Genomic DNA, 24018 nt, shown 5'->3' on the forward strand with positions numbered 1-24018 from the left:
CCTGTCCCGCCGCGCTCAGATCCGGGGCGGCCGCGCCTCGTAGGGCGTGGAGAGGACCACGGTGGTCCTGGTGGAGACGCCCGCGAGGGTGCGGATGCGGGTGAGCAGGTCCTCCAGTTCGACCGGGGCGGCGACCCGGACCTTGAGGATGTAGTTCTCGTCGCCCGCGACGCTGTGGCACGCCTCGATCTCGTCGATGCCGGAGAGCCGCTCCGCGATGTCGTCGGGGGCGCTCGGGTCGAACGGCTTGACCGAGATGAAAGCGGTCAGCGGCAACCCCACGGCCTCGGGGTCCACGACGGCCGCGTAGCCGCGGATCACGCCGCGCTGCTCCAGCCGCCTGACCCGCTGGTGCACCGCCGACGTGGACAGGCCCGTGGCCTTGCCCAGGTCGGTGTAGCTCATCCGGCCGTCCTTGACGAGCAACTCCACGATACGACGATCCAGCTCCTCCATGCGGGTCAACCTATTCCCCCAGGTCGCTCCCGGCACAGCCGGAACAGAGGTGGGATGATCCATGGACGTCTCGTGTGACGAAGACCACAGGGCCTGCCGATGGCTCCGGGCGGCCACCGCGGTTACCCGGCGCACGCGGCGGGAAGTGCTTGCTGTGGTCGAGACCACACGATCCTGGTCGGCCCGTCCAAGGGGGAATGACTCCACATGCAGAGCCTCAAGCGCACCGGTACGTCCGGGGCCAAGCCCGTCGAGTTCGACGACTTCACCTTCGCCGCCGAGGACGGCGGGTCCGACGACACCTTCGAGATGTACCGGGTCGTCTGCCCTTCCTGCGCGCAGCCGATCGCCCTGCTCGCCGACGAGGACACCCTCCCCGAGCACGCCCTGTGCCCCACCCGCTGGAGCCCGTTCACCCTCTCGGTCTGCCCGGGTACGGGCACTCCCGCGGCGGACGCCGGGCCGGCCGACGCGGACGCCGGGCCCCAGGAGCAGGAGGCGGGGCTGCTGTTGACGCTGCCGCAGGGGCTCGACTGGCGCACGCAGCCGTTCTCGCACGTCGGCGGCCCCGGTTCGCGTCCGGTGCGCTGGACGGTGCCGGCGGGTGCGCGGACGCTGCACACGGCACCGCGGATCGCGGCTGCCTGACACACCGTCAAGGCTCCCTGACGTACCGTCAAGAGGCGTCGGTGCGTGCCGGGTTCAGCTGTCCTCGGGTCGGGCGCCGGGGCCCTGTGCGGTATCGGTGTCCACGCCCTGGCCCGTGTTCGTGTTCGCGTCCGCAGCTTGCCCATCGTCCGCGGGCTCCCGGCCCGTCACGGGGCGCCAGTCGGGGTCGGGCGGCGGCGAGGGGCACTCGGGCGCGAACTCCTCGATGGTGTCGAGTGTGTGCCTGAGCATGCGCACGAGCAGGTCGCGCGGGATCTCCAGGGCGAGTTCCTGGTGGCCGAGCCATTCGAGGGTCAGCCACTCGACACTGCTGAGCCAGCCGAGCAGGGCGAGCTTGGCGATGGCGGGGATGTCCTGCGTGCCGTAGGCGCCCTCGGCCAGGGTGAGGACGAGCCCCTGCCGCACGGCGTCCCTGATGGCCTGCACCTGCGTGTCGAACCCGACCCCGCCGTTGATGATGGTGCGGTAGGCGGACTCGTTCTCCTGCGCGAAGCGGAGGTACGCCTCGACCGTGCGCTGCACCCGCACGGCGCGCGGCAGTCCCGGGTCGCTCGACGCGAGCGTCACCAGCTCGCTTACGGAGTCCTCCACGATGGCCAGGTAGTAGCCACGCTTGCTCTTGAAGTAGTAGTAGATCAGCCCCTTGGCGACCCCCGCGTGGCTCGCGATGTCGTCCATCGACAGGGCGTCGTAGGAGGTGTTCGCGAACAACTTCCGCCCGGTGGCGATGAGTTCGCTCCGTCGAGCCTGCGACCGGGACGAAGCGCCGCTCTGCTGACCACGATTCACCTGCGCGTCCCGCCCTCCGGCCGTCACGGAACTGGCAGTATGTCAGAGAAGGCCGCACCGCAGGCCCCAGGGGTTACCGCGGGACACCGCAGGTCGTGCCGGGACGCGCACACCACTCGGTGTGTTCCCGGCACACCGGGTGGTGTGCCGGGAACACACCGGTCGTGCTCAGAGCAGGCCGAAGGACCTCAGGGCGCGCTCCTGCGCCGGTGTGGGCCGGGGCGGCCAGTAGAGGTAGACGACACCGCCGGAGCCCGAGGCGACGGCGCCGGTGTCGGTGTGGCGCTTGGTGCGCAGCCAGATGGTCTCGAACTCGGACCGCCGGTAGACGTTGCGGACGGCAGCGTCGTCTTCGGACGCCGGGTCGTTGGCGATCACGTCGCCGTCCGCGGTGAAGCCGACGATCGCCATCAGGTGGCCCGATGTGCCGTAGCCCGCGCCGGTCAGCTCGGAGGCGAGGAAGGACTGCGAGGTGATGACCGGCATGCCCGCGGCGATGAAGGTCTCGATGTCGCCCAGTGAACCGAGCCTGGTGACGGCCGCGTTCATCCCGTGGCTCGCCGCGTAGGCCGCGTTGAACGGCCAGTTGCCGCAGCCCTCGTACTGGTAGTCGTAGGTGTAGCGGGCGGCGGTGTCGACCTGCGGGTCGGCGTACGAGGGGTCGACCCAGGCCGTCTCGGTGCGGGTGGGACCGTGGCCCCAGTAGTCGAGGACCATCGAGGTGGAGGTGGGGCTGCACCATGCCTCGCCGCCGTTGTCGTACTGCGGGTACTCGCCCTTGTGGATGTCCTGCGAGTAGGCGGGGACGCGCAGTTCGCGCGCGAGGCCGGGCTTCGACGCGGGCACGGTGAAGCGGGCGGGCACGGCGGAGGCCATGGCACCGAGCCGCCGCACGACGGGCGCCTCGCGGGTGCCCGGCTTCCGGTAGAGCGTGAGCCGCAGCCGGTAGGCGGCGACGCGCAGCGCCCCCGCCTCGTCGTCGAGCGCGAAGGTGTCGGTGGAGATGGACGAGTGGCCGTCGGACTGGCCGTCGACCGAGGTGCGCCGGATGTCGCCCTCGCCGTCGCCCGCCGTCCAGCGGCCCATCACGTACCAGGGGGTGGCGGTGCCGTCGGTGTACCGCCCCTGGAGCTCCACCTGGAGCCAGGTGCCCGCTGGGGTGTCGGCGTTCCAGTGGGCGACGATCTCGGTGGCGGGCACGGCGGGGCGGTGGAGCGGCCCGGTCCAGGTGGCGTACTCCCAGGTGGCGGTGGTGCCGGTGTGCGGGTCCGCGTAGTCGGTGCGGCCCACGGCCTCGCCGAGGGTGATCCCCTGAGCGCCGCCGGGCGCGACGCGGGTGCCGCGGCCCATGCCGGCGCGCCAGCCCTGGCGGCCGGACCAGAAGGCGTTGTCGACGGGGTCCGCCGCGGGGGCTTCGCCGCCCGCGGCCGGGGCGGTGGGCGCGGGGGCGGCCGACGCGGTCCGGGTTCCCGCCGCGGTTGCCGCCGCGATCGCTGCGGCAAGAACGGTTCTGCGCGAGGTGTGCATGGTCATACGACTCCTGTCGGAGTGGGCGCGACGAACGCGGTGACGACTGTTCGAACAGTGCGGCTCGGGCCCACTATCGCCTCTCCCCCGGCCGTAGGGCCACACTTCCGCGCCGACTCGCCCCGACCGTCATTGGCATGGACCAGTGGCACTGCCTGCGGCGATGCGGCACCGCGGCGCGTGGGGCCCGCGGGAGGCCGGCGGCGGCCGCCCGTAGGCTGGCGGGATGGACGACCTTCCCGCACTGGCCGGCGCGGTCGCCGCGCTGCGCCCCTCGTGCGGGCCGGTGCGTCTGGTGGCGGTGGACGGGCACGCGGGCTCGGGCAAGAGCACCTTCGCCGGCCGGCTCGCCGGCGCGCTCGGCGGCGTCCCGGTCCTGCGCCTCGACGACCTCGCGAGCCACGACGAGCCGTTCGGCTGGCTGCCGCGGCTGACCCGGCAGGTGACAGGACCGCTGGCGCGCGGGCAGGAGGCGCGGTACGCGCCGTACGACTGGGCGGCGCGCCGCTTCGCCGCGCCCCTGGGCCTGCCGCCCGCGCCGGTCGTCCTCGTCGAGGGCGTGGGCGCCGGCCGGGCCGGGCTGCGCCCGCTGCTCGCCGCGCTGCTGTGGATGGACCGGGGCGCCGACGACGCGTGGCGGCGCGGCAGGCGCAGGGACGGACCCGCGCTCGCGGAGTTCTGGGACGGGTGGGTGCGCGCCGAGGCGCGGCACTTCGCCGCCGACCCGTCGCTGCCGTACGCGGACGCGCTGGTGCGGGAGGTTTCTGAGGGGTATCGAGTGGCACGAGTGAGCGGTGGGGCGCTCACAACTCACCCTGCGGGCGGCCCACTCACCCCTCGCCCTCACACTCCGTGACGGCGTGTCGCGGCAGCGCGACGGCTCGCCGCGGCGGTGCGCGGCTGCCTCCTGCGCGGCTTGACCGCGGGGCGGTGGTGGTCTTACGTTCTGAATGTGCGGCTTTTTTGAGCGGCCGCCCGAGACACGAAGCCCCCGGTCGTTCCCCCGTGACCGGGGGCTTCGTTCTGTCCGCGCACGGCAGAGGCGCCTCCCACCGGCCGTTTTTGTCACACCACGTGACCGCACCACGGCCTCCCGGTGAGCGCGCCCGCCCGCTTGGAGCCCCGCCGTACGTGGGTACGATGCACTGCGGTGCGGTCAGATTCCGTCCGCCCAGAGGTGGTTGAGCAGGGGCCGACGGGCAGCCGCCCGCCGGGACACCACGGGGCACGGCGTGTGTGGGGGACCTGGATGGACATCGGTACGCCGGGCATGGCGGCCCCGGCCGACCTCGCGTGGGTGCGGGGCGTCGACGCGTACACGATGGGCGCCTACCAGCAGGCCGAGGAGGAGTTCAGGACCGCGGTGCGGTTCGACCCCGGGATGGCCGACGGCTGGCTCGGACTGCACGCCCTGCGCGCGGACACTGCCACCGCCCTGCTGCGGATGTACGCGGGTCGCGACCGCTTCGGCGAGCAGCGGGCCCGGCACGGACGCACCCTCAACTCCTGGTACTGGCTGGGCTGGTGGGTCCAGCCGATCCTGGAGACCGAGCGGGACCTGCTGCTCGCCCACGCCTCGCACTGGCTCGACAGCCGCCGGGTCCCCGAGCTCGACCAGGCGCTGGCCGCGCTGCCGCCCGCCCAGGCCGACCCCCAGGTGCGGTTCCTGCACGCCTGCCGCGCCTACCTCGTCAAGGACTGGGAGCTGCTGGCCCGGTGCACGGACCCGCTGCTCGACGACCCGCAACTCGGCACCGAGGCGGGCCTGTTCGCCGGCATGGCCCGTATCAGGCTGGAGATGTACGGGCAGGCGGAGCCGCTGCTCGCCACCGCCCTGATGCGCTGCCGCAGCGAGCAGCCGCAGCGCAAGGAGCTGCGCTACTGGCTGGCCCGTGCCCATGAGGGCACAGGCCGCACCGCGGCAGCCTTACCGCTGTACCGGGCGGTGCACCGGATGGACCCGTACTTCATGGACACGGCAGCGCGGCTGGCCGCGATAGCCGACGCCGACGGCTACGACCCGGCGGACGGCCCCTACGACCCGGCGGGCGCCGTGCCCGTCGCGCCGGCCGGCCCCGGCTTCGACGCCGTGGCGGAGCCGCAGGGCGAGCAGCAGGACGCCGTCTACCCCGCGGACCCGCTTTTCGGCTCCGCCGTGCCCGGCGCCACGGGGCCGCCCGCCCCCGCGCGCTCCCCCGACGAGATACGCGAGCGCACGGACCCGCCGCCGCGGCAGTCCTCGGCCGCGGGCTCCGCCTTCCCCCTCGCGGCCGCCAACCCGGCCCTGCTCGCCGAGGCGCTGGCGGAGCTGGAGCGCATGGTGGGCCTGGAGCCGGTGAAGCGTCAGGTCAGGGCGCTCTCCGCGCAGTTGAACATGGCCGGGCTGCGGGCCGGCGAGGGGCTGCCGGTCCAGCCGCCGAAGCGGCACTTCGTCTTCCTCGGCCCCTCGGGCACCGGCAAGACCACCGTGGCGCGGATCCTCGGCCGGGTCTTCTACGCGCTCGGGCTGCTCGGCGGCGACCATCTGGTGGAGGCGCAACGAGCGGACCTCGTGGGCGAGTTCCTCGGCCAGACGGCGGTCAAGGCGAACGAGCTGATCGACTCCGCGATCGGCGGGGTGCTTTTCGTGGACGAGGCGTACAGCCTCTCCAACGCGGGCTACAGCAAGGGCGACGCCTACGGCGAGGAGGCCCTCCAGGTACTGCTGAAGCGGGCCGAGGACAACAGGGACGACCTGGTGGTGATCCTGGCCGGCTACCCCGAGGGCATGGAGCGGCTGTTCGCCGCCAACCCGGGCCTGTCGTCCCGCTTCACCACCCGGGTGGACTTTCCGAGCTACCGGCCGCTCGAACTGACCGCCATCGGCGAGGTCCTCGCGGCCGAGGGCGGCGACCAGTGGGACGAGGAGGCGCTCGACGAGCTGCGCTCGCTCAGCCTGCACGTGGTGGACGAGGGCTGGATCGACGAGCTGGGCAACGGCCGCTTCCTGCGGACCCTGTACGAGAAGTCCTGCGCCTACCGCGACCTGCGCCTCGCGGGATACGCGGGCACGCCGACCCGCGAGGACCTGTCGACGCTCCGGCTGCCCGACCTGATGCAGGCGTACGGCGAGGTGCTCGCGGGGCGCCGCGGGGACGGGCGGGACGGCTGACCCGGGCCGCGGGCCCGCACGCCCGCCGCCCGGCCCGTGCGGTACGGGCCGGGCGGCGGACTCGGCAGGTCACGGGCGCGGGCTGAGCGCCAGGCCCGTGCCGCCGCCCGCGACGGTGTCCTGGGCCGGCAGCGGCGCGGGCGCGGCCCGGTGCGAGGGGTCGCGCACCTCCCCGACGAGGGTCTCCAGCACGTCCTCCAGCGCCACGAGGCCGACGACCCGGCCGGAGGCGTCCGCGACCTGCGCGAGGTGCGTCGCCGCCCTGCGCATCACGGTGAGCGCGTCGTCCAGCGGGAGCTCGGCGCGCAACGTGGTCATCGGGCGCCACAGGTACTGGGGCACGGCACGCTCCGGCTCCTCCAGGTCGAGGACGTCCTTGACGTGCAGGTAGCCCATGAAGGCGCCGCCGGCCGCCGCGCACACCGGGAAGCGCGAGTAGCCGGTGCGCACCGTCAGCTCCTCGATCTCCCGGGGCGTGACGGCCGCGGTGACCGTCACCAGGGACGCCCGCCGCAGCAGGACATCGGTGACGGGCCTGCTGCCCAGTTCGAGCGCGTCCTCCAGCTGCTCCTGCGCCTCCGGTTCGAGCAGCCCCGCCTGGCCCGAGTCCTCCACGAGGCGCACCAGCTGCACGCTGGTGTACACCGCGTCGATCTCGTCCTTGGGCTCCACCCTGAACAGCCGCAGCACCAGCCGCGCGCAGGCGGCGAGCGCGGTGGTCACCGGGCGGCACGGCCGCGCGAAGGCGACGAGCCAGGGGCTCAGCCACATCGCGGCCTTGTCGGGCGCCGCCATGGCGAGGTTCTTCGGCACCATCTCGCCGATGACGAGATGCAGGAACGACACGAGCACCAGCGCGATCGCGTACCCCACGGGGTGTACGGCGCCCTCGGGCACGTGCGCCGCCTGGAAGACGGGTTCGAGCAGATGGGCCACGGTCGGCTCGGCGACCGCGCCGAGCGTCAGGGAGCAGATCGTGACGCCGAACTGCGCGGCGGCCATCATCTGCGGCAGGTTCTCAAGACCGTGGAGTGTCCTGCGGGCGCGCGCCGAGCCCTGTCGCGCGTACGGCTCGATCTGGCTGCGGCGCACGGAGACGAGGGAGAACTCGGCCGCCACGAAGAATCCGTTGACGAGCACGAGGAGCACCGCGCAGACCAGTTGGACGAGGGTCATCGCCGGCCTCCAGCCGCCGCCGCCTCGGGCGCGTGCGCCCCGGGCACGGCGGCCGCGCGGACGATCCGTACGCGCTCGGCGCGGTAGCGGTCGACCTGGCGCACGGAGAGCCGCCAGCCCGGCAGCTCCACCCGGTCGCCCGGCACCGGGATGCGGCCGAGGAGGTCGGCGACGAGGCCGGCAAGCGTCTCGTAGGGCCCTTCGGGCGCTTCGAGGCCGATCCGCCTGAGGGTGAGGACGCGGGTGCTGCCCTCGGCCTCCCAGGCGGGCCGCCCGTCCTCGGGCGCCACGGGCGCGATCTCGGGGCGCGCCTCGCCCTCGTCGTCGTGCTCGTCGCGCACCTCGCCGACGAGTTCCTCGACGATGTCCTCGATGGTGACGACACCCGCGGTGCCGCCGTACTCGTCGACGACGACGGCGATCGGCTGCTCGGTGCGGAGCCGGGCGAGGAGCTGGCGCGCCGGCAGCGTCTCGGGCACCAGCAGCGCGGGGATGGCGACCCGGGTGACGGGGGTGCGCTGCCGCAGGTGCGCGGGGACGGCGAGCGCGTCCTTGAGGTGGACCATGCCGACGATCTCGTCGATGCGCTCCCGGTAGACCGGGAAGCGGGACAGGCCGGTGGCGCGCGTCAGGTTCACGACGTCCGCCGCGGTCGCGTCGCTCTGGAGCGCGCTGACCTTCACGCGGGGCGTCATCACGTGCTGGGCGGTGAGGCCGCCGAGCGCGACGGTCCGTACGAACAGGTCGGCGGTGTCCTGTTCGAGGGTGCCCGCCTGCGCGGAGTGGCGGGCGAGCGAGACCAGTTCGCCCGGCGTGCGGGCGGAGGCGAGCTCGTCGGCAGGCTCGACGCCGAGCGTCCGCACGATCCGGTTGGCGACGGCGGTGAGCAGGGCGATCACGGGCCGGAACAGCAGCGTGAAGCGGTGCTGCGGCCCGGCGACGAACCGCGCGACCTGGAGCGGCCGTGAGACCGCCCAGTTCTTCGGGACGAGTTCGCCGATGACCATCTGGGCGCCGGAGGCGACGAGCATGCCGACCACCACGGCGATCGCGGAGACCGCGCCGTCGGGCAGGCCCGTCGCGGCCAGCGGCGGCGCGAGCAGGTCGTCGAGCGCGGGCTCGGCCAGCATGCCGACGACCAGGGAGGTGACGGTGATGCCGAGCTGGGTGCCGGAGAGCTGGAAGGAGAGCTCGCGCACGGCCTTCACGACGACCGCCGCGCGCCGGTCGCCCGCGGCGGCGGCGCGCTCGGCGTCCGCCCTCTCCACAGTGACCAGGCCGAACTCGGCGGCCACGAAGAAGCCGTTGGCGAGGATCAGGACGAGCGCCGCCGCGAGCAGGAGCAGGGGGACGATCATGCCGCCGCCTCCGGAGAGGGGGCGGCGCAGGTACTACAGGACGTTCCGTCCATTGCTGGAGGGAGTCACTCCTCTATTCGCAGGATTTCCCCGCGGGCCGTGACCGGCCGGGGATGCGGGGCGGGGCGCGCCCGGCGCCCCGCACCACAGAGTAAACAAGACGGCGCCCGCGGGGGCACGGCTCAGCGGGCCCCGGGCGCCGCGCCGCCCGACTCGCTGCCGGTGCCGCGGGACTCGACGAGGGCCCGCAGCGCGCGGGCGTCGCGGATCGCCGCCTGCCGTGCGATTCCGGGCTGGATGCCCATCACGGGCAGGCTACTGCCGTCGCTGAGGTCGAGGAAGACCCAGGGGTCACCCTGCCGCAGATTGACCCGCAGGACCTCCGCCCAGGCGAGCGTGCGGACGTGTGTGAGGTTCACCACGGTCACCCCGCTCTCCTCGGCGACGACCTTGGGCCGGCCGAGCACCGCGATGACGCAGAGGAACAGCGCGGCGAGCACGACGAAGCTCGCCTGCTCCCAGGGTGCGGCGCTGTCGAGGAGCAGGGCGAGCGCGGTGATGCTGACGAACATGACGACGCCGACGCACAGCGCCACGATCCGGGTGCGCCGTGGCCTGAACGTGACCGGCAGGGCGGGCGGGCCCTGCGGGTCCTGCGCTGTGGGCACGGTGTCCCGGTCCTGCTCCGGCGGTGTGGTCGGCGGCATCGGGTCGCTCGTTTCGTCGGTGGTCGTGCCGCGGCCCCGTCAGAGCCGGCAGGCGTGGATGGCGGTGGTGAGGATGGCGCGGGCGCCGAGCGCGTACAGGTCGTCCATGATGCGCTGCGCGTCGACGGTGGGGACCATCGCGCGGACGGCGACCCAGCCCTCGTTGTGCAGCGGCGACACGGTCGGCGATTCGAGGCCGGGGGTGAGCGCGACGGCGCGCTCCAGGTGCTCGGCGCGGCAGTCGTAGTCCATCATCACGTACGTGCGGGCGACCAGGACGCCCTGGAGGCGGCGCAGGAACCGGTCGACCTTGGGGTCGTCGGCTGCGCCGGTGCGGCGCACGACGACCGCCTCCGAGGTCATGATCGGCTCGCCGACCACTTCGAGGCCCGCGTTGCGCAGCGAGGTGCCGGTCTCGACGACGTCGGCGATGACCTGGGCGACGCCGAGCTGGATGGCGGTCTCGACGGCGCCGTCGAGGTGGACGACGGAGGCGTCGATGCCGCTGTCGGCGAGGTGCCCCGCGACGATGCCCTCGTAGGAGGTGGCGATCGTCATCCCGGTGAAGTCCTCGATGCCCTTAGCCGCGCCCGGCTTGGTCGCGTACCGGAAGGTGGAGCGTGCGAAGCCGAGGGGCAGGATGGCCTCCGCCTCGGCGCCCGAGTCGACCAGCAGGTCGCGGCCCGTGATGCCGATGTCGAGGCGGCCCGAGCTCACGTAGATCGCGATGTCGCGGGGGCGGAGGTAGAAGAACTCCACCTCGTTGGCCGGGTCGACGAGGACGAGTTCCTTGGACTCCTTGCGCTGCCGGTAGCCCGCCTCATGGAGCATCGCCGACGCAGGTCCGGACAGTGAACCCTTGTTGGGGATGGCGATGCGCAGCATGGGAGACGCTTCCTTCGGTGCGGGGTCGGATGTGCTGGTGCGGGCGCAGGCGCGGTGCCCTGCCAGGTGGTGCGGGACGCGGGCGCGCCGGAGCTCGGCGCGCGTGGCGTGCGGGAGAGGTGCTGAGAAGGTGCGGGGCGGCGGCCGGGGTGTCCGGGCCGGGCCGCGGGGGGGCGTGGCGGCCGCCGCGCCGTCCGCGCGGCATCCGGGGTGCCGGGTCGCGCGGAGGGCGGCGGCTCAGAGATGGGCGTACACGTCGTCGAGGGCGATGCCGCGGGCGACCATCATCACCTGGACGTGGTAGAGGAGCTGGGAGATCTCCTCGGCCGCCGCGTCCTTGCCCTCGTGCTCGGCGGCCATCCAGACCTCGGCGGCCTCCTCGACGACCTTCTTGCCGATGGCATGGACGCCCTTGCCCACCAGCTCGGCGGTGCGGGAGGTCGCGGGGTCGCCGTGGGCGGCCTTCTGCTGGAGCTCGGTGAACAGCTCCTCGAACGTCTTCTTGGACATGGTGCCGCCACTCTATCGGGAGGCGCCGGACGCCTGCCGCCAGGGTTCGGCGACGGTCCGCAGGATGGTCGCCGTGGCGACGGCCGCGGTGACGGCCTCGTGGCCCTTGTCCTCGGAGGAGCCTTCGAGGCCGGCGCGGTCCAGGGCCTGCTGTTCCGTGTCGCAGGTCAGCACGCCGAAGCCGACGGGGACGCCGGTGTCGACGGAGACCTGCGTCAGCCCCTGGGTGACGCCCTGGCACACATAGTCGAAGTGCGGTGTGCCGCCCCTGATGACGACGCCGAGCGCCACGACGGCGTCGTAGCCGCGGTCGGCCATGGCCTTGGCGACGACGGGCAGTTCGAAGCTGCCGGGGACCCGCAGCAGGGTGGGCTCGTCGATGCCCAGTTCGTGCAGGGCGCGCAGGGCGCCGTCGACGAGTCCGTCCATCACTTGCTCGTGCCAGCTGGCCGCGATCACGGCGACCCTGAGGTCGCCGCAGTTCTTGACGGTCAGTTCCGGCGCGCCCTTGCCGCTCACTTCTCTCCCTGTTCCTGCTGTCGCTCGCTTGGGTGGATGGTGCCCCGTGCGGGGCGGCTGCTCACTGGTTGCCGCAGGCCGATGCCGGGATCGCGGTGTCGAGCCAGGGCAGGTCGTGCCCCATGCGGTCCCGCTTGGTGCGCAGGTAGCGCAGGTTGTGCTCGCCCACGGTGACCGGCATCGGCTCGCGTCCGCTCACGACGAGGCCGTGGGCGCTGAGCGCGTCGGTCTTGTCGGGGTTGTTGGTCATGAGGGTGAGGCTGTGCACGCCGAGGTCCTGGAGGATCTGGGCGCCCGCCGCGTAGTCCCTGGCGTCGGCGGGCAGTCCGAGCTCCAGGTTGGCGTCGAGGGTGTCGAGGCCGCGCTCCTGGAGCTCGTACGCACGGAGCTTGGAGAGCAGGCCGATGCCGCGGCCCTCGTGGCCGCGCAGGTAGACGACGACGCCGCGGCCCTCCTCCACGACGCGCTGCATGGAGGCGTGCAGCTGGGGGCCGCAGTCGCAGCGCTGGGAGGCGAAGACGTCCCCGGTGAGGCACTCCGAGTGGACGCGCACGAGGACGTTCTCGCCGTCGCCGAGGTCGCCGTGGACGAGCGCCACGTGCTCGACGCCGTCGGCCGCCGAGCGGTAGCCGTACGCGGTGAAGGGGCCGAAGGCGGTGGGCAGCCGGACCTCGGCAGCGCGGCGCACCACGGGCTCGGCGCTGCGCCGGTAGGCGATCAGGTCCTCGATGGAGATGATCGTCAGGCCGTGCTTGCGGGCGAACGGGACGAGCTGCGGCAGCCGCAGCATCGTGCCGTCCTCCCCTGCGATCTCCACGATGGCGCCTGCGGGCCTCAGCCCGGCGAGGCGGGCGAGGTCGACGGCCGCCTCCGTGTGGCCCGCCCGCACCAGGACGCCGCCCGGGCGTGCGCGCAGCGGGAAGACGTGGCCTGGCCTGACGAAGTCGGCGGGGCCCGCCGCGCCGCTCGCGAGGAGCGCGAGCGTGGTGGCGCGGTCGGCCGCGGAGATGCCGGTGGTGACGCCGTGGGCGCGGGCCGCGTCGACGGAGACGGTGAACGCGGTGCGCATGGACTCGGTGTTCTCGCCGACCATCTGCGGGAGTTCGAGCCGGTCGAGCTCGGGGCCCTCCATGGGGGCGCAGATCAGGCCGCGGCACTCGGACATCATGAAGGCGACGATCTCGGGGGTGGCCTTCTCCGCCGCGACGACGAGGTCGCCCTCGTTCTCCCGGTTCTCGTCGTCCACGACGACGACGGGGCGGCCCGCCGCGATGTCGGCGACGGCGCGCTCGACCGGGTCGAGGGTGAGGTCCTCCGCGCGGTCCGCGGTGTACCAGGCGGGTGCGGTCGTTGCTGTCATGCCGTCGCGCCTCCAAGCGCCAGGGAGCCGGTGCGCCGCGAGCGCAGCCACCAGTCGCGCATGCCCCACAGGACGAGCGCCAGATAGATCACGTAGACGAAGCCGGAGAAGGCGAGGCCGCTGCTGAAGGCCAGCGGCACGCCGACGACGTCGACCAGCAGCCAGGCGAACCAGAACTCGACCAGGCCGCGGGCCTGGGCGACCATCGCCGCCAGGGTGCCGACGAAGATGTACGCGTCCTGCCAGGGGCTCCAGGACAGGCTGGGGTAGGCCGTGAACAGGGCGCCGAGCGCGGCCGTGCCGACGGCGGTGCCCGCGATCAGCAGGGCGCGCTCGCGCCAGGTGGCGAACCGCACGGTGACGGCGCCGCCGTCCGCCGCGCGGCCGTGGCCGCCGCGTACCTGCCACTGCCGCCAGCCCCACAGCGCCACCACGATGACGATGAGCTGCTTGCCCATGCCGCCGCTGAGGTGCGCGGAGAAGTACGCGGCGACGAGGATGGCGCCGGACAGGAACTGGGCGGGCCAGGTCCACACGGACCGCCGCCAGCCGAGGGCGAGCGCCAGCAGCCCCATGGTGTTGCCGATCATGTCGGACCAGAGGATGTGCTGGCCGAAGGCCGTGAAGGCCTCGCTGTTGAGCCAGGAGACCGTACTCACCGCGTGGGCTCCTCTGCGGGTAGGGAGGGTGCGCCCGCGGTCCTGTGCCCGTCGCCGAGCAGCCGCTCGACGTACTTGGCGAGGACGTCGACCTCGAGGTTGACCGGGTCGCCCGGCCCCTTGGAGCCGAGCGTCGTCAGCGCGAGCGTGGTGGGGATGAGGCTGATGGTGAAGTAGTCGGGGCCCGCGTCCACGACGGTGAGGCTGACGCCGTCGACCGTGATGGAGCCCTTCTCGACGACGTAGCGGCTCAGGCCCTCGGGGAGGGCGACCTTGACGATCTCCCAGTGCTCGGAGGGCGTGCGTGCCACGATGGTGCCGGTGCCGTCGACGTGGCCCTGGACGATGTGGCCGCCGAGGCGGCCGCCGACGGCGACCGTGCGCTCCAGGTTGACCGGGGAGCCCACGGTCAGCGCGCCGAGGCTGGAGCGCCCCAGCGTCTCGGCCATCACGTCGGCCGTGAAGCGGTCGCCGCCGTGGTCGGCGACGGTGAGGCAGACGCCGTTGACGGCGATCGAGTCGCCGTGTTTCGCGCCTTCGGTGACGAGGGGCCCGCGCAGTGTGAAGCGGCAGGAGTCACCGAGGTCCTCGACTGCGGTGACCTCACCCAGCTCTTCGACGATTCCGGTGAACACTCAGCGCTCCTTCTGTGCGGGGGCGGCCGGTGTGGCGGCCGCCTCGGGTACCGCGGTGATCCGCAGGTCGGCGCCGACGCGGACGCTCTGCGTCATGCGCAGTCGCAACGCGTCGGCGAGTGTGGGGATTCCGGCGTCGGCGAGGGCGGCGGGCCCCGCGCCGAGCAGGACGGGTGCGAGGTAGCCGACGACGCGGTCGACGGCTCCGGCGGCGACGAAGGACCCGGCGAGCGCGGGGCCGCCTTCGAGCAGCGCGCCGCGGACGCCGCGCGCGTACAGGGCGTCGAGCAGCGCGGCCACACAGACGCCCTGTTCCGCGCGGGGCAGCGGGACGACCTCGGCGCGGGCGCGCAGCGCGTCGACGGCCCGGGGGTCCGCGTCCTCGGCGACGGCGATCAGGGTGGGCGCCTCGCCGTCGAGGATGCGGGCGCCGGGACGCACGGCGGTGGCGGTGGTGTCGACGCCGACCCGCAGCGGCTGGACGGCGCCGGGGCGGCCGCGCACGGCGAGGTGGGGGTCGTCGGCGCGCAGCGTCCCGGCACCGACGACGACGGCGTCGCACTCGGCGCGCAGGCGGTGCACGTCGGCGCGGGCCTCGGCCGAGGTGATCCAGCGGCTGCTGCCGTCCCCGGCCGCGACCCGGCCGTCGAGGCTGGCCGCGTACTTCCAGGTGACGTGGGGGCGGCCGCGGCGCACGGCGGTCAGCCAGGCGGCGTTGCCCTCCTCCGCCTCGTCGGCGAGCAGGCCCTGCTCGGCGGGGACGCCCGCGGCCCTGAGGGTGTCGGCGCCGCCGGTGGCCTGCGGGGTGGGGTCGGCGACCGCGTAGTGGACGCGGGCGATGCCGGCCTCGATCAGCGCCTGGGCGCAGGGGCCGGTGCGGCCGGTGTGGTTGCAGGGTTCGAGGGTGACGTACGCGGTGCCGCCGCGGGCCCCTGCGCCGGCCGCGCGCAGGGCATTGACCTCGGCGTGGGGGCCACCGGCCCGCTCGTGGTGGCCCTCGCCCGCGAGGCGTCCTTCGGCGTCGAGGACGACGCAGCCGACGACGGGGTTGGGGCTGGTGGCGCCGAGGCCGCGGGCGGCCAGCGCCACGGCGCGCCGCATGGCGTCGATGTCGGCCTGGTCCGTCGCCCGTCCCACCGGGTCCTCCTGCCTCTCGGGCACGGACTCCGGGGCCTGTCGTGACGACAGAGAAGCGGGACCTCTCCAGCGGGTACGCCTGTTCGCCGCGCCGGTCCGCCGGGTAGCGGACAAGCCGCACAGGCGTGCCCCACAGGGGCCCGCCGCGCACTGCCTCCCATCCGGACTTTAACCGTCGGTCCAGGAATTTCACCTGGTCAACCGGCCGCTGGAGGCGGACGGGTCGCGGACTGTAACCGCCGGTTCGGAGTTTCACCGACCCCGGAGTGCGCTGCTTCTTGTACGCGACCAGTGTGCCATGGACGTCCATCACCCGGGTGGGTGATCGCTGTGCGCTGGCTCACAGTGCGTACGGCGGCACGGTCGGTCATGCGCGGGGGCCGAACAGCTCCTCCTGGGCGGCGTCGCGTGCGGTCAGGAGCGCGCCGCGCAGGACGGCCGCGCCGCCGAGCGCGCTCGGGGCGACGTCCGTGTGCAGCGGGCAGAGGGCGGCGAGCCGGCGTTCGACGCGGGCGGCGAGCTCGGTGCCGCCCGCGTGGCCGAGCTCGCCGGAGAGCACGACGAGGCCGGGGTCGAGGACGGTGGTCAGGGCGGCGGCGCCGAGGGCGACGCGGTCGGCGAGCTCGTCGAGGAAGCGCGCGCCCGCGCCGCCCGCGCCCGGCGCGGCCCTGACGTACGCGGCGGCGGCCGGTTCGTGCGGCACGGGCTCGGCGGTCAGGCCGTGCCGCGCGGCGAGCCGGGAGACGGCGGCGGAGCCGACGAGGCCGTGCAGCCCGCCGTCGCAGCCTGCGGCCGAGGGCAGGGCGGCGGTGCCGGGTACGGGCAGGAAGCTGATCTCGCCGGCGCCGCCCGACACGCCGCGGCGCAGCCTGCCGCCGATGACGACGGCGGCGCCGACGCTCAGCCCGAGCCAGAGCAGGGCGAAGTCGTCGTGTCCGCGAGCCGCGCCGATGCGGTGCTCGGCGACGGCTGCGAGGTTGGTCTCGTTCTCCACGAGGACGGCCGCGGTGAGGCGCTGCGGCAGGGCGGTGACGAGCCTGCGGTGCCAGGCGGGCAGCCCCGAGGTGTCCCGCAGTTCACCGGTGGCGGGGTCGACGAGGCCGGGGGCGCCGACGGCGATGCTGTGCAGCCGGGTGGCGCCCGCCTCCTTGACGGTGTGTTCGAGGAGTGCGGCGGCCTGCTCGGCCGCCTCGTGCGGGTCGCTCTCCTCGTCGACGGGGGCGGCGGCCTCGGCGAGGGTCTCGCCGAGCAGGTCGGCGACGACGGCGAAGGCGCTGCCCGTCCTGATGTCGAGTCCTGCGAGGTGGGCGCGGTCGGCGGCGATCCCGTACACCCGGGCGTTGGGGCCCCTGCGGTCGCTGCCGCTCTCGCCGACGACCCGGACGAGGCCGGAGCCCTGGAGCCGGTCCACGAGGTCGGCCACGGTGGGGCGGGAGAGCCCGGTGAGCTCCTTGAGCTGACCTGCCGTCAGGGGGCCCCGGCGCTGGAGGTGTTCCAGGGCGAGCCGGTCGTTGATGGCCCTCGCGGTGCTCGGGGATGCGGGCATACCGGAATCCTTCCAGACCGGCCGGGCGGCGGGAACGCGCTATTTATCAGGCAGGGTTCCTGATAGTTTACGTCGCGGCGACACCCCGGCCGCCGGCGCTCCGGCGCGCCCGCGCACCGCCGGTCCCGCGCCGCCCGGACACACCCCTCGAACCCCCGGTGGAGGACGCATGGCACGGCAAGCGCGCGCCGGCGCCGCGGGCGAGCGTGCCCGCAGGACCCGGCAGGCCAGGATCGCGCTGGCCGTGGTGTTCTGCGCGCACGGCGCCGTCACCGGCAGCTTCGCCACCCGGGTGCCCTGGATCCAGGAGCACACCGGCATCGGCGCCGGCGAGCTCGGGCTCGCGCTCGCCTTCCCCGCACTCGGCTCGCTGCTCGCGATGCCGCTCGCCGGCCGGGTGGCGCACCGGCTCGGCGCGCGGACCGCGCTGCGGGTGCTGCTCGCCGCCTGGACGCTGTCGCTCGCGCTGCCCTCGCTCGCGCCGAACCTGGGGGCGCTGTGCGCCGCGCTGTTCGTCTACGGCGCCTCGTCCGGCATGTCCGACGTGGTGATGAACGGCATCGGGGTGGCGACCGAGGACCGGGCAGGCCGGTCGATCATGTCCGGGCTGCACGGCATGTGGAGCGCGGGGGCGCTGATCGGCTCCGCGTCCGGCGCGCTCGCCGCGAACCTCGGCGCCGACGCCCGCGTCCAGCACGAGCTGGCCGCCGCCGTGCTGACCGCGACGGGGCTCGCCGCCTGCCACTGGGTGCTCGACGTGCGCAGCGCGCCAGAGGCCGAGGCGCCTCCGCGCTTCGCGCTGCCGCCGCGTTCCGCACTGCTCATCGGGCTCGTCGGGTTCTGCGCGGTGTTCGGCGAGGGCGCGAGCCTCGACTGGTCGGCGGTCTACCTCAGGGACGTGCTCGGCGCGTCGGCGGGGCCCGCCGCCGCTTCCACCACGGCCTTCACGCTGACGATGGCGGTGACCAGGATCGCGGGCGACCGGCTGGTCGACAGGTTCGGCCCGGTGCGCACGGTGCGGGCAGGCGGCGCCTGCGCGACGGCGGGCGGCCTCCTGGTGGTCCTCGCGCCCGTGCCCGCACTCGCCATGGCCGGGTTCGCGCTGCTCGGCGTGGGGGTCGCGGTCGTGGTGCCGCTGGCCTTCGCGGCCGCGGGGCGCAGCGGCCCCCACCCGAACCAGGCCATCGCGGGCGTCGCCACCATCACGTACACCTCGGGGCTCGTGGCGCCCTCGGTGATCGGCGGGGTGGCGCACGCGAGTTCGCTCCAGGCGTCGTTCGCTCTGGTGACCGTCTTCGCCGCGGGCCTGCTCGCCGGGGCCGGGGTGCTGCGGCCGGGCGGCCGGGGCGCGGGCGGGCCTGGCGGGCCCGCGGCACCGGCAGGTGAGGGCCGGGCGGCAGGGACGCGGGGCGCGGGGAGCTGAGGGCCGGACGGCCGGGGGCCGCGCACCGGAAACCGAGGGCGGCGGCCTCACACCGGAAGCTGAGGGCGGGCCGCCGAGCGCCCGGAACCGAGCCGTCCGCGATCCCTTTCCCGGCCGGCGCCAGGACCCCGGCACAGGACCCAACTCGTCCGGTGCGCGCGTCCGTTGTTCACCCATCAACTTCATGCCCTACGGTGAGCGTCTCGATCTTCTTCGAAGGAGAAGCGCATGCCGATCAAGCTCGGTCTGTCCCTTCCGCAGATGAAACAGTTCAGCCTCGCGAGCGACCTGGTCCCGGCGGCCAGGGCCGCCGAGGAGACCGGGTACGAGAGCCTCTGGGTCTTCGAGCGCTCGCTGTACCCGACCCCGATGACGCAGGGCCTCTACGGCGTCCCCGGGCTGCCCTGGCCCGACGCGTACCGCAGCGTCGCCGACCCGCTGGTGACGCTGGCGATGGCCGCGGCGGTCACCGAGCGCGCCAGGCTCGGCACCAGCGTGCTGGTCGCCCCGTACCACGTGCCGTTCCAGCTGGCGCGCTGGTTCTCCACGCTGGACGCTGCGAGCGGCGGGCGCGCGGTCGCCGGCCTCGGCACCGGCTGGTCCCACGACGAGTACGCCGCGGGCTCCGTGGCACCGTTCGAGAAGCGCGGCGCGGTCCTCGACGAGCTGCTCGACGTGTTCGCCGCCGTGCAGGGCCCCGACCCGGTCTCGTACGAGGGCGAGCTGAGCCGGATCGCCCCCGCCGAGGTCGGCCCCAAGCCCGTGCGTCCCGTACCGGTGTACCTCGCCGCTTCCGGCGGTCCCGCGCTGCGCCGCCTGGTGGACAGGGCGGACGGCTGGATGCCGGTGGGCATGACGGCGGAGCAGCTCGCGGGCGCCTGGCAGGGCGTCAAGGACCTGGCGGCAGAGCGCGGCCGCACCCGGCCGCTCGACGTCTGCGTGCGGGCCAACGTGCAGTACTCGCAGAAGCCGTTCGAGGGCGAGGGCCGCCAGCCCTTCCAGGGCAGCGTGGCGCAGATCGTCGAGGACGTGGCCGCGCACGCGGCGATCGACGGCGTCGGCGAGATCCTGCTCGACCTGTGCCTGAGCACCCGCGACGGCGCCGAGCTGATCGACGTGTCACGCGAGGTGTACGCGGCGGTGCGCGCGGCCGGCGTCTGATCCCGCCGCTCCCCCGCACGACCGGGGTGGGGTACGGCCGCGCCGCCACGCGCGCCGACCCCCTCCGGGAACGGCCACCCACGAGGCGGTCCACCGGACCCATTTTGGCTACCAGACGTTCGTTTGCCATTTATTCCGGGCCCCGGTACGGTCCCGGTATGAGTCCTACGCACTCCCGGACGGAAGCCCGGAGAACGCGCGAGCGCATCCTCGACCACGCCGTCGCCGTCGCGTCCGTGGACGGACTGGACGGGTTGCGGATCGGAAAGCTCGCCGAAGACCTGCGGCTGAGCAAGGCCGGAGTGGTCGGCCCCTTCGGCGGCAAGGAGGGCCTGCAACTGGCCGTGCTGGAACGGGCGGCCCACTTCCTCGAAAGAATCATGCTCACCCCCGCGAAGGCGGCGGAACCCGGGCTCCCCCGGCTCCGCGCCCTGGTCGAGGGGTGGCTCCGCTACATCGGCGAGGAGCGCGAGATCTTCCCGGGCGGATGCCTCTTCACCACCGCGGCGGTCGAGTTCGACAGCCGCGGCGGCTCCCTGCACGACGCCGTCCTGCAGGCCATGTCCACCTGGCGGGACGCTCTCGCTCGTGAGGCGCGCGCAGCGGTGGAGGTCGGACAGCTCCCGCCCGGAACCGACCCCGACCAGGTCGGTTTCGAACTCATCGGGATCTTCACCAGCATGAACATGGCCGTGCAGCTCTTTCACGACCCCTCGGCCGGCGACCGCGCCACCACGGCAGTGGACCGGCTGCTCTCCCCGCACGCGCCCGCCTGACAGCGATCACCCGGGGCAGGGGTCCCACCGCCCGGCACGGCACGAGAACGGCTACAGGAAATGACGATCCCCAGCATGCTACTGCGCCCTCTCGGCGCGTTCGAACGCATGTACCACCGGTACATGGAAGAACATCCCATGCACTACACGGTCGCCGCGGAGTTCTCCGTGGGGCTCCGGCGGGAGCAGGTCGCCGCGGCGCTCGCCGCCGTCCAGGAGCGCCACCCGCTCCTCCAGGCACAGATCGAGGACAGTCCGGGCATCCGGCTCGGGTTCCACCGCCCCGCGTCCCTGCCGGCCATCGACGTGCGGTTGCCGGACAAGGAGGTCACCTCCTGGCCGCAGGTGGTCGCGGAGGAGCTCAGCCGGCCGTTCGACCCGTCGCGTGCGCCGCTGGCCCGGGCCGTCCTGCTCAGCGGCGACACGCGCTCCGTGGTCCTGCTGACCGTCTACCACTGCATCACCGACGGTATCGGCGCGGTCTCCCTGCTCGACGACATGGCGGCGGCGCTCGACGGCCGGAGGCTGGAACGCCTCCCTCTTCCTCCGTCGCAGGAGCAGGCCATCGCGAACACGCTGCCTCCCCTCGACGGCGCGAGACCGGAGCAGTCGCCGACCGAGGAGGACCCACGGCTCGCGCCCTGCACCCTGCGGCCGTTCGACGGCACGCTGCCCCATGTGAGCGCGATGTCCCTGGACGCCGAACACACACAGCAGCTCGTCCGGCGGTGCCACAGTGAGGGGACGACCGTGCACGGGGCCCTCGTCTCCGCCGTCTCCCGGGCGCGCAGCGCGCTCAACGACGAATGCTTCGTGCGCGTACTGTCGCCCTTCGACCTCCGGAAGCGGGTAGGCGGAGGAGGCGCGTGCGTCGACTACCACGGCGCCGCCCGCACGGCGTCCGAGCCGGGAGACGGCAGGTCGCTCTGGGAACAGGCCCGCGAGGTGAACAGCGCCCTGTCAGGCCCGCGGTCGGATGCCGGGATAGTCGCGGCGTCCACGGGGCTCCAGCAGTTCGTTCCCGCCGACGCGGACAACGCGACGGCAACCGCCGCGATATCCGCGTTCCCTTACGACATCCTCGTCAGCAACCTGGGGGTGGTGGACTGCGGCACGGCCGCAGGCGCCTTCACGCCGACCGCGGTGTGGGGGCCGGCCATGCTCGTCCAGGTGAAGGGAGAAGACGTCCTGGGCGTCACGACGCACGGCGGGCGGCTCCACATGATCTGCTGCGGCTACTCCCCCACGGAAGCCCTGCTTCGGACGACACGCGAGATCCTCTGTCGCGAGTCGGGCTGAACCGGCCCGCGGGCCGACGGGCCGCGGCCGGGGTCGGCCGGCTGCTGCGGGGGCGCCGTGAACCCGGGCAGGCACCACCACGTGACTTCGGATGCCACCGAAATCACCCGAGCGTGTCCACCGCGGCACGGCAAGGAGCACGTCATGCAGGAACTCGCCTTCGACACCCTCGGTTCCGGGCCCGCCGTCGTCCTGATCCACGGGACGGGCAGCACCCCCGAGGGGACCTGGGGCAGCTTCCCGCAGGAGCTGGCCAGGACCCATCGCGTCATCCTCCCCCACCTGCCGGGGACCGGGCAGAGCCCGCTGCCCGAGGGGCCGCTGGACGGCGCCGCCGTCGCCCGGCAGATCGCGGACGCGGCCTCGCGCGCCGGAGCCGAGCGGTTCGCGGTCGCGGGCGCGTCCCTCGGCGGGCCGCTGGCCGTCAAGACCGCCGCCCTCTTCCCCGACCGGGTGACCCACCTGGTGTCGGTGTGCGGCTACGCCGCCGCCCGGCCCTCCCTGCGCCTGCGTGAGGAACTCTTCGAGGCGGTGCTGCCACTCGGCCCGCAGGCCGTGGGCAAACTGCTGCTGGTCTTCGGCATGAGCGACCCGACTGCCGCCGCCCTCCCCGGCGAGGCCCTGGAGTCGATGACCGAGGCCATCGGCGGGGGGCTCGCGCCCGGCACCCGCGAGCAGATCGTGCTGGCCCGCACCGTCGACGTCACCGCCGACCTGGCGTCCGTCACCGCACCTGCCCTCGTGGTCAGCGGCCTCCAGGACAACTTCGTCGCACCGGCCCACTCCACCCTGCTCGCCGACGGCATCCCCGGCGCCCGGCTCCTCGAACTCGACGGCGGCCACGGCCTGGTGCACGAGCGCACCGCCGAGGTGCTCACCGCGGTGCGGGACCTCCTCGCCCGGTAGCCCCGCCACCGCCGGGGACCCGCGGCTCAGCGCGGGCCCCGCAGCAGGACGGGGAGCGAGTCGAGGGCGTTCATGGTGACCGAGGGGGTACGGGTCAGGGCCCGGCGGTGGACAGCGAGACGCAGTCCGGGGAAGCGGGTGACGAGCCCCGAGACGGCCACCCGGGCCTCCAGGCGCGCCAGGGACGCCCCGAGGCAGTGGTGGATGCCGTGGCCGAAGGCGAGGTGGCCCCGGTCGCCGCGGTCCGGGTCGAAGCGGTCGGGCTCGGAAAAGCGCGCGGGGTCGCGGTTCGCCGCGAGGAGCGAGACGAAGACGAGGTCCCCCGCGGGGATCGTCGTGCCGCCGATCCGCACGTCGGCCGTCGTACGCGCCGGCATGGTCGTCTGGGACGAGCCGTCGTGCCGCAACGCCTCCTCGACGACACGCTCGGCCGCCTCGGACGGCTCCGGGGCCCGGCGCAGGGCCGTGAGCCGGTCCGGGTGCGTGAGCAGGGCGAGGACGGTGTTGGTGATCAGGTTCACCGTCGTCTCGTGGCCTGCGAGCACCAGCAGGTAGGCCATCGAGGTCAGTTCGTCCTCGCTGAGCCGGTCGGCCCCGTCCCGCGCCTGGACGAGCGCGGAGAGCAGATCGTCGGCAGGGTGGGCGCGCTTGCGCGCGATCAGCTCCCGCAGCAGGTCGAGGAGGGGTACCGCCGAGGCGACGTACGCGTCGTAGCCGACCACCTCGGGCGACATCAGGGGCGCGGTCCAGGCGTGGAAATCGGCCTGCCGGCCTTCCGGGACGCCGAGCAGCGTGCCGATGACGCCCATCGGCAGCGGGTACGCGTACCGGGTCACCAGGTCGACCACACCACCCTCCTCCGCCTCCTCGCCGAGCCGGTCGAGGAGGCGCGCCGTGAGGTCGCGTACGTACGGTTCGAGGCGCTCCACCCGCCGCCTGGTGAAGGCGGTGGTCACCAGGCGGCGCAGCCGGGTGTGGTCCGGCGGGTCCAGATAGAGCAGGTGGCTGTGGATGCCACGGGCCACGTCCTCGGGGAGCTTGCGGGCGAACGCGCCCGACGAGGGCCCCAGCTTGGCGAGGCGCGCGTCGGTGAGCGCGGCGCGCGCCTCCGCGTAGCCGGTGATCAGCCAGGCGGGGGCGCCGTGCGGCAGCACCGCCCGGTGCACCGCGCCCGTGGCGTTCATCCGGGCCCACAGGACGTGCCTGCGGCCCTCCTCCACGGCGTTGAAAGGGTCGGATGCTGTGTGGTCTGCCATGGGACGGTGTCGCCCTCCCTGAGGCGCGCGGCACGCGCGGAACGAGGTCATTGCTCCCCCGTACACGGGCGGGAGCGGCCGCGTGTTCACCCGGACGGGCCGGCCCGGCCTGC

23 protein-coding genes and 1 riboswitch are annotated in these 24018 nt (G+C 74.0%); of the genes, 8 read left to right on the forward strand and 15 right to left on the reverse strand.

The window, feature by feature from the left end; all coding sequences use genetic code 11:
* Window positions 1-15: 15 nt before the first annotated feature.
* Window positions 16-456: an Lrp/AsnC family transcriptional regulator gene (locus AB0910_RS26555; RefSeq protein WP_366747170.1), complete on the reverse strand. Its 441-nt coding sequence runs from the start codon at window positions 454-456 to the stop codon at window positions 16-18.
* Window positions 457-663: 207 nt separating this feature from the next.
* Here AB0910_RS26555 and AB0910_RS26560 point away from each other — a divergent pair, with 207 nt between their 5' ends.
* Window positions 664-1104, forward strand: a complete 441-nt coding sequence (locus AB0910_RS26560; protein ID WP_366747171.1) for a hypothetical protein — start codon at window positions 664-666, stop codon at window positions 1102-1104.
* Window positions 1105-1158: 54 nt separating this feature from the next.
* Here the strand turns inward: AB0910_RS26560 and AB0910_RS26565 are convergent, their stop codons facing one another.
* Window positions 1159-1941 carry a TetR/AcrR family transcriptional regulator gene (locus AB0910_RS26565; RefSeq protein ID WP_366747172.1) on the reverse strand — a complete coding sequence of 261 codons (783 nt, stop codon included), beginning with the start codon at window positions 1939-1941 and terminating at the stop codon, window positions 1159-1161.
* A gap of 141 nt (window positions 1942-2082) precedes the next feature.
* Window positions 2083-3447 (reverse strand): C39 family peptidase, encoded by a 1365-nt coding sequence (locus AB0910_RS26570; RefSeq protein WP_366747173.1) that lies wholly within the window; start codon window positions 3445-3447, stop codon window positions 2083-2085.
* A gap of 220 nt (window positions 3448-3667) precedes the next feature.
* On the opposite strand from AB0910_RS26570, the gene AB0910_RS26575 reads away from it, so the two are divergent.
* Window positions 3668-4297 carry a hypothetical protein gene (locus tag AB0910_RS26575; RefSeq protein ID WP_366747174.1) on the forward strand — a complete coding sequence of 210 codons (630 nt, stop codon included), beginning with the start codon at window positions 3668-3670 and terminating at the stop codon, window positions 4295-4297.
* 393 nt (window positions 4298-4690) lie between these two features.
* Complete coding sequence (locus AB0910_RS26580; RefSeq protein ID WP_366747175.1) at window positions 4691-6592, forward strand: AAA family ATPase; 1902 nt, start codon at window positions 4691-4693, stop codon at window positions 6590-6592.
* A 69-nt stretch (window positions 6593-6661) separates the two neighbouring features.
* On the opposite strand, the gene AB0910_RS26585 is transcribed toward AB0910_RS26580, so the two are convergent.
* The 11 genes from AB0910_RS26585 to AB0910_RS26635 form a co-directional block, all read right to left on the reverse strand.
* Entirely contained in the window at window positions 6662-7768 is a 1107-nt protein-coding gene (locus AB0910_RS26585) for a hemolysin family protein (RefSeq protein ID WP_366747176.1), read from the reverse strand.
* Window positions 7765-9126 (reverse strand): hemolysin family protein, encoded by a 1362-nt coding sequence (locus AB0910_RS26590; RefSeq protein WP_366747177.1) that lies wholly within the window; start codon window positions 9124-9126, stop codon window positions 7765-7767. The genes AB0910_RS26585 and AB0910_RS26590 overlap by 4 nt, the downstream gene beginning before the upstream one ends.
* Before the next feature lie 182 nt (window positions 9127-9308).
* On the reverse strand, window positions 9309-9833 hold the full coding sequence (locus AB0910_RS26595; protein ID WP_366747178.1) for a PH domain-containing protein: 525 nt from the start codon (window positions 9831-9833) through the stop codon (window positions 9309-9311).
* Window positions 9834-9872: 39 nt separating this feature from the next.
* Window positions 9873-10718 carry an ATP phosphoribosyltransferase gene (gene hisG / locus AB0910_RS26600; protein ID WP_366747179.1) on the reverse strand — a complete coding sequence of 282 codons (846 nt, stop codon included), beginning with the start codon at window positions 10716-10718 and terminating at the stop codon, window positions 9873-9875.
* A 237-nt stretch (window positions 10719-10955) separates the two neighbouring features.
* Window positions 10956-11228, reverse strand: coding sequence for a phosphoribosyl-ATP diphosphatase (locus AB0910_RS26605; RefSeq protein WP_345646486.1), 273 nt, complete (start codon window positions 11226-11228; stop codon window positions 10956-10958).
* A gap of 12 nt (window positions 11229-11240) precedes the next feature.
* Entirely contained in the window at window positions 11241-11747 is a 507-nt protein-coding gene (gene ribH, locus AB0910_RS26610) for a 6,7-dimethyl-8-ribityllumazine synthase (protein WP_366747180.1), read from the reverse strand.
* 61 nt (window positions 11748-11808) lie between these two features.
* Window positions 11809-13107, reverse strand: coding sequence for a bifunctional 3,4-dihydroxy-2-butanone-4-phosphate synthase/GTP cyclohydrolase II (locus tag AB0910_RS26615; RefSeq protein WP_366747181.1), 1299 nt, complete (start codon window positions 13105-13107; stop codon window positions 11809-11811).
* Window positions 13104-13766 carry a nicotinamide mononucleotide transporter family protein gene (locus tag AB0910_RS26620; protein WP_366747182.1) on the reverse strand — a complete coding sequence of 221 codons (663 nt, stop codon included), beginning with the start codon at window positions 13764-13766 and terminating at the stop codon, window positions 13104-13106. Before AB0910_RS26620 ends, AB0910_RS26615 begins: the two co-directional genes overlap by 4 nt.
* Window positions 13763-14401 (reverse strand): riboflavin synthase, encoded by a 639-nt coding sequence (locus AB0910_RS26625; protein ID WP_366747183.1) that lies wholly within the window; start codon window positions 14399-14401, stop codon window positions 13763-13765. The genes AB0910_RS26620 and AB0910_RS26625 overlap by 4 nt, the downstream gene beginning before the upstream one ends.
* Window positions 14402-15502, reverse strand: coding sequence for a bifunctional diaminohydroxyphosphoribosylaminopyrimidine deaminase/5-amino-6-(5-phosphoribosylamino)uracil reductase RibD (gene ribD, locus AB0910_RS26630; protein WP_366747198.1), 1101 nt, complete (start codon window positions 15500-15502; stop codon window positions 14402-14404).
* Between the two features lie 179 nt (window positions 15503-15681).
* A riboswitch (FMN riboswitch) is annotated at window positions 15682-15812 on the reverse strand.
* 93 nt (window positions 15813-15905) lie between these two features.
* Entirely contained in the window at window positions 15906-17084 is a 1179-nt protein-coding gene (locus AB0910_RS26635) for an ROK family transcriptional regulator (RefSeq protein ID WP_366747184.1), read from the reverse strand.
* Between the two features lie 169 nt (window positions 17085-17253).
* On the opposite strand from AB0910_RS26635, the gene AB0910_RS26640 reads away from it, so the two are divergent.
* The 5 genes from AB0910_RS26640 (at window position 17254) to AB0910_RS26660 (ending at window position 22649) form a co-directional block, all read left to right on the forward strand.
* Entirely contained in the window at window positions 17254-18507 is a 1254-nt protein-coding gene (locus AB0910_RS26640; protein WP_366747185.1) for an MFS transporter, read from the forward strand.
* A 228-nt stretch (window positions 18508-18735) separates the two neighbouring features.
* Window positions 18736-19668 carry an LLM class F420-dependent oxidoreductase gene (locus AB0910_RS26645; RefSeq protein WP_366747186.1) on the forward strand — a complete coding sequence of 311 codons (933 nt, stop codon included), beginning with the start codon at window positions 18736-18738 and terminating at the stop codon, window positions 19666-19668.
* A gap of 158 nt (window positions 19669-19826) precedes the next feature.
* Entirely contained in the window at window positions 19827-20444 is a 618-nt protein-coding gene (locus tag AB0910_RS26650; protein ID WP_366747187.1) for a TetR/AcrR family transcriptional regulator, read from the forward strand.
* A 123-nt stretch (window positions 20445-20567) separates the two neighbouring features.
* On the forward strand, window positions 20568-21743 hold the full coding sequence (locus tag AB0910_RS26655; RefSeq protein ID WP_366747188.1) for a condensation domain-containing protein: 1176 nt from the start codon (window positions 20568-20570) through the stop codon (window positions 21741-21743).
* 144 nt (window positions 21744-21887) lie between these two features.
* On the forward strand, window positions 21888-22649 hold the full coding sequence (locus AB0910_RS26660) for an alpha/beta hydrolase (RefSeq protein ID WP_366747189.1): 762 nt from the start codon (window positions 21888-21890) through the stop codon (window positions 22647-22649).
* 26 nt (window positions 22650-22675) lie between these two features.
* On the opposite strand, the gene AB0910_RS26665 is transcribed toward AB0910_RS26660, so the two are convergent.
* A complete protein-coding gene (locus AB0910_RS26665) occupies window positions 22676-23905 on the reverse strand; it encodes a cytochrome P450 (RefSeq protein WP_366747190.1) in 1230 nt (409 codons plus the stop codon).
* Between the last annotated feature and the right edge of the window lie 113 nt (window positions 23906-24018).

The sequence above is a fragment of the Streptomyces sp. NPDC047002 genome, assembly GCF_040704505.1.
In the GTDB taxonomy this organism is placed as follows: Bacteria; Actinomycetota; Actinomycetes; order Streptomycetales; family Streptomycetaceae; genus Streptomyces.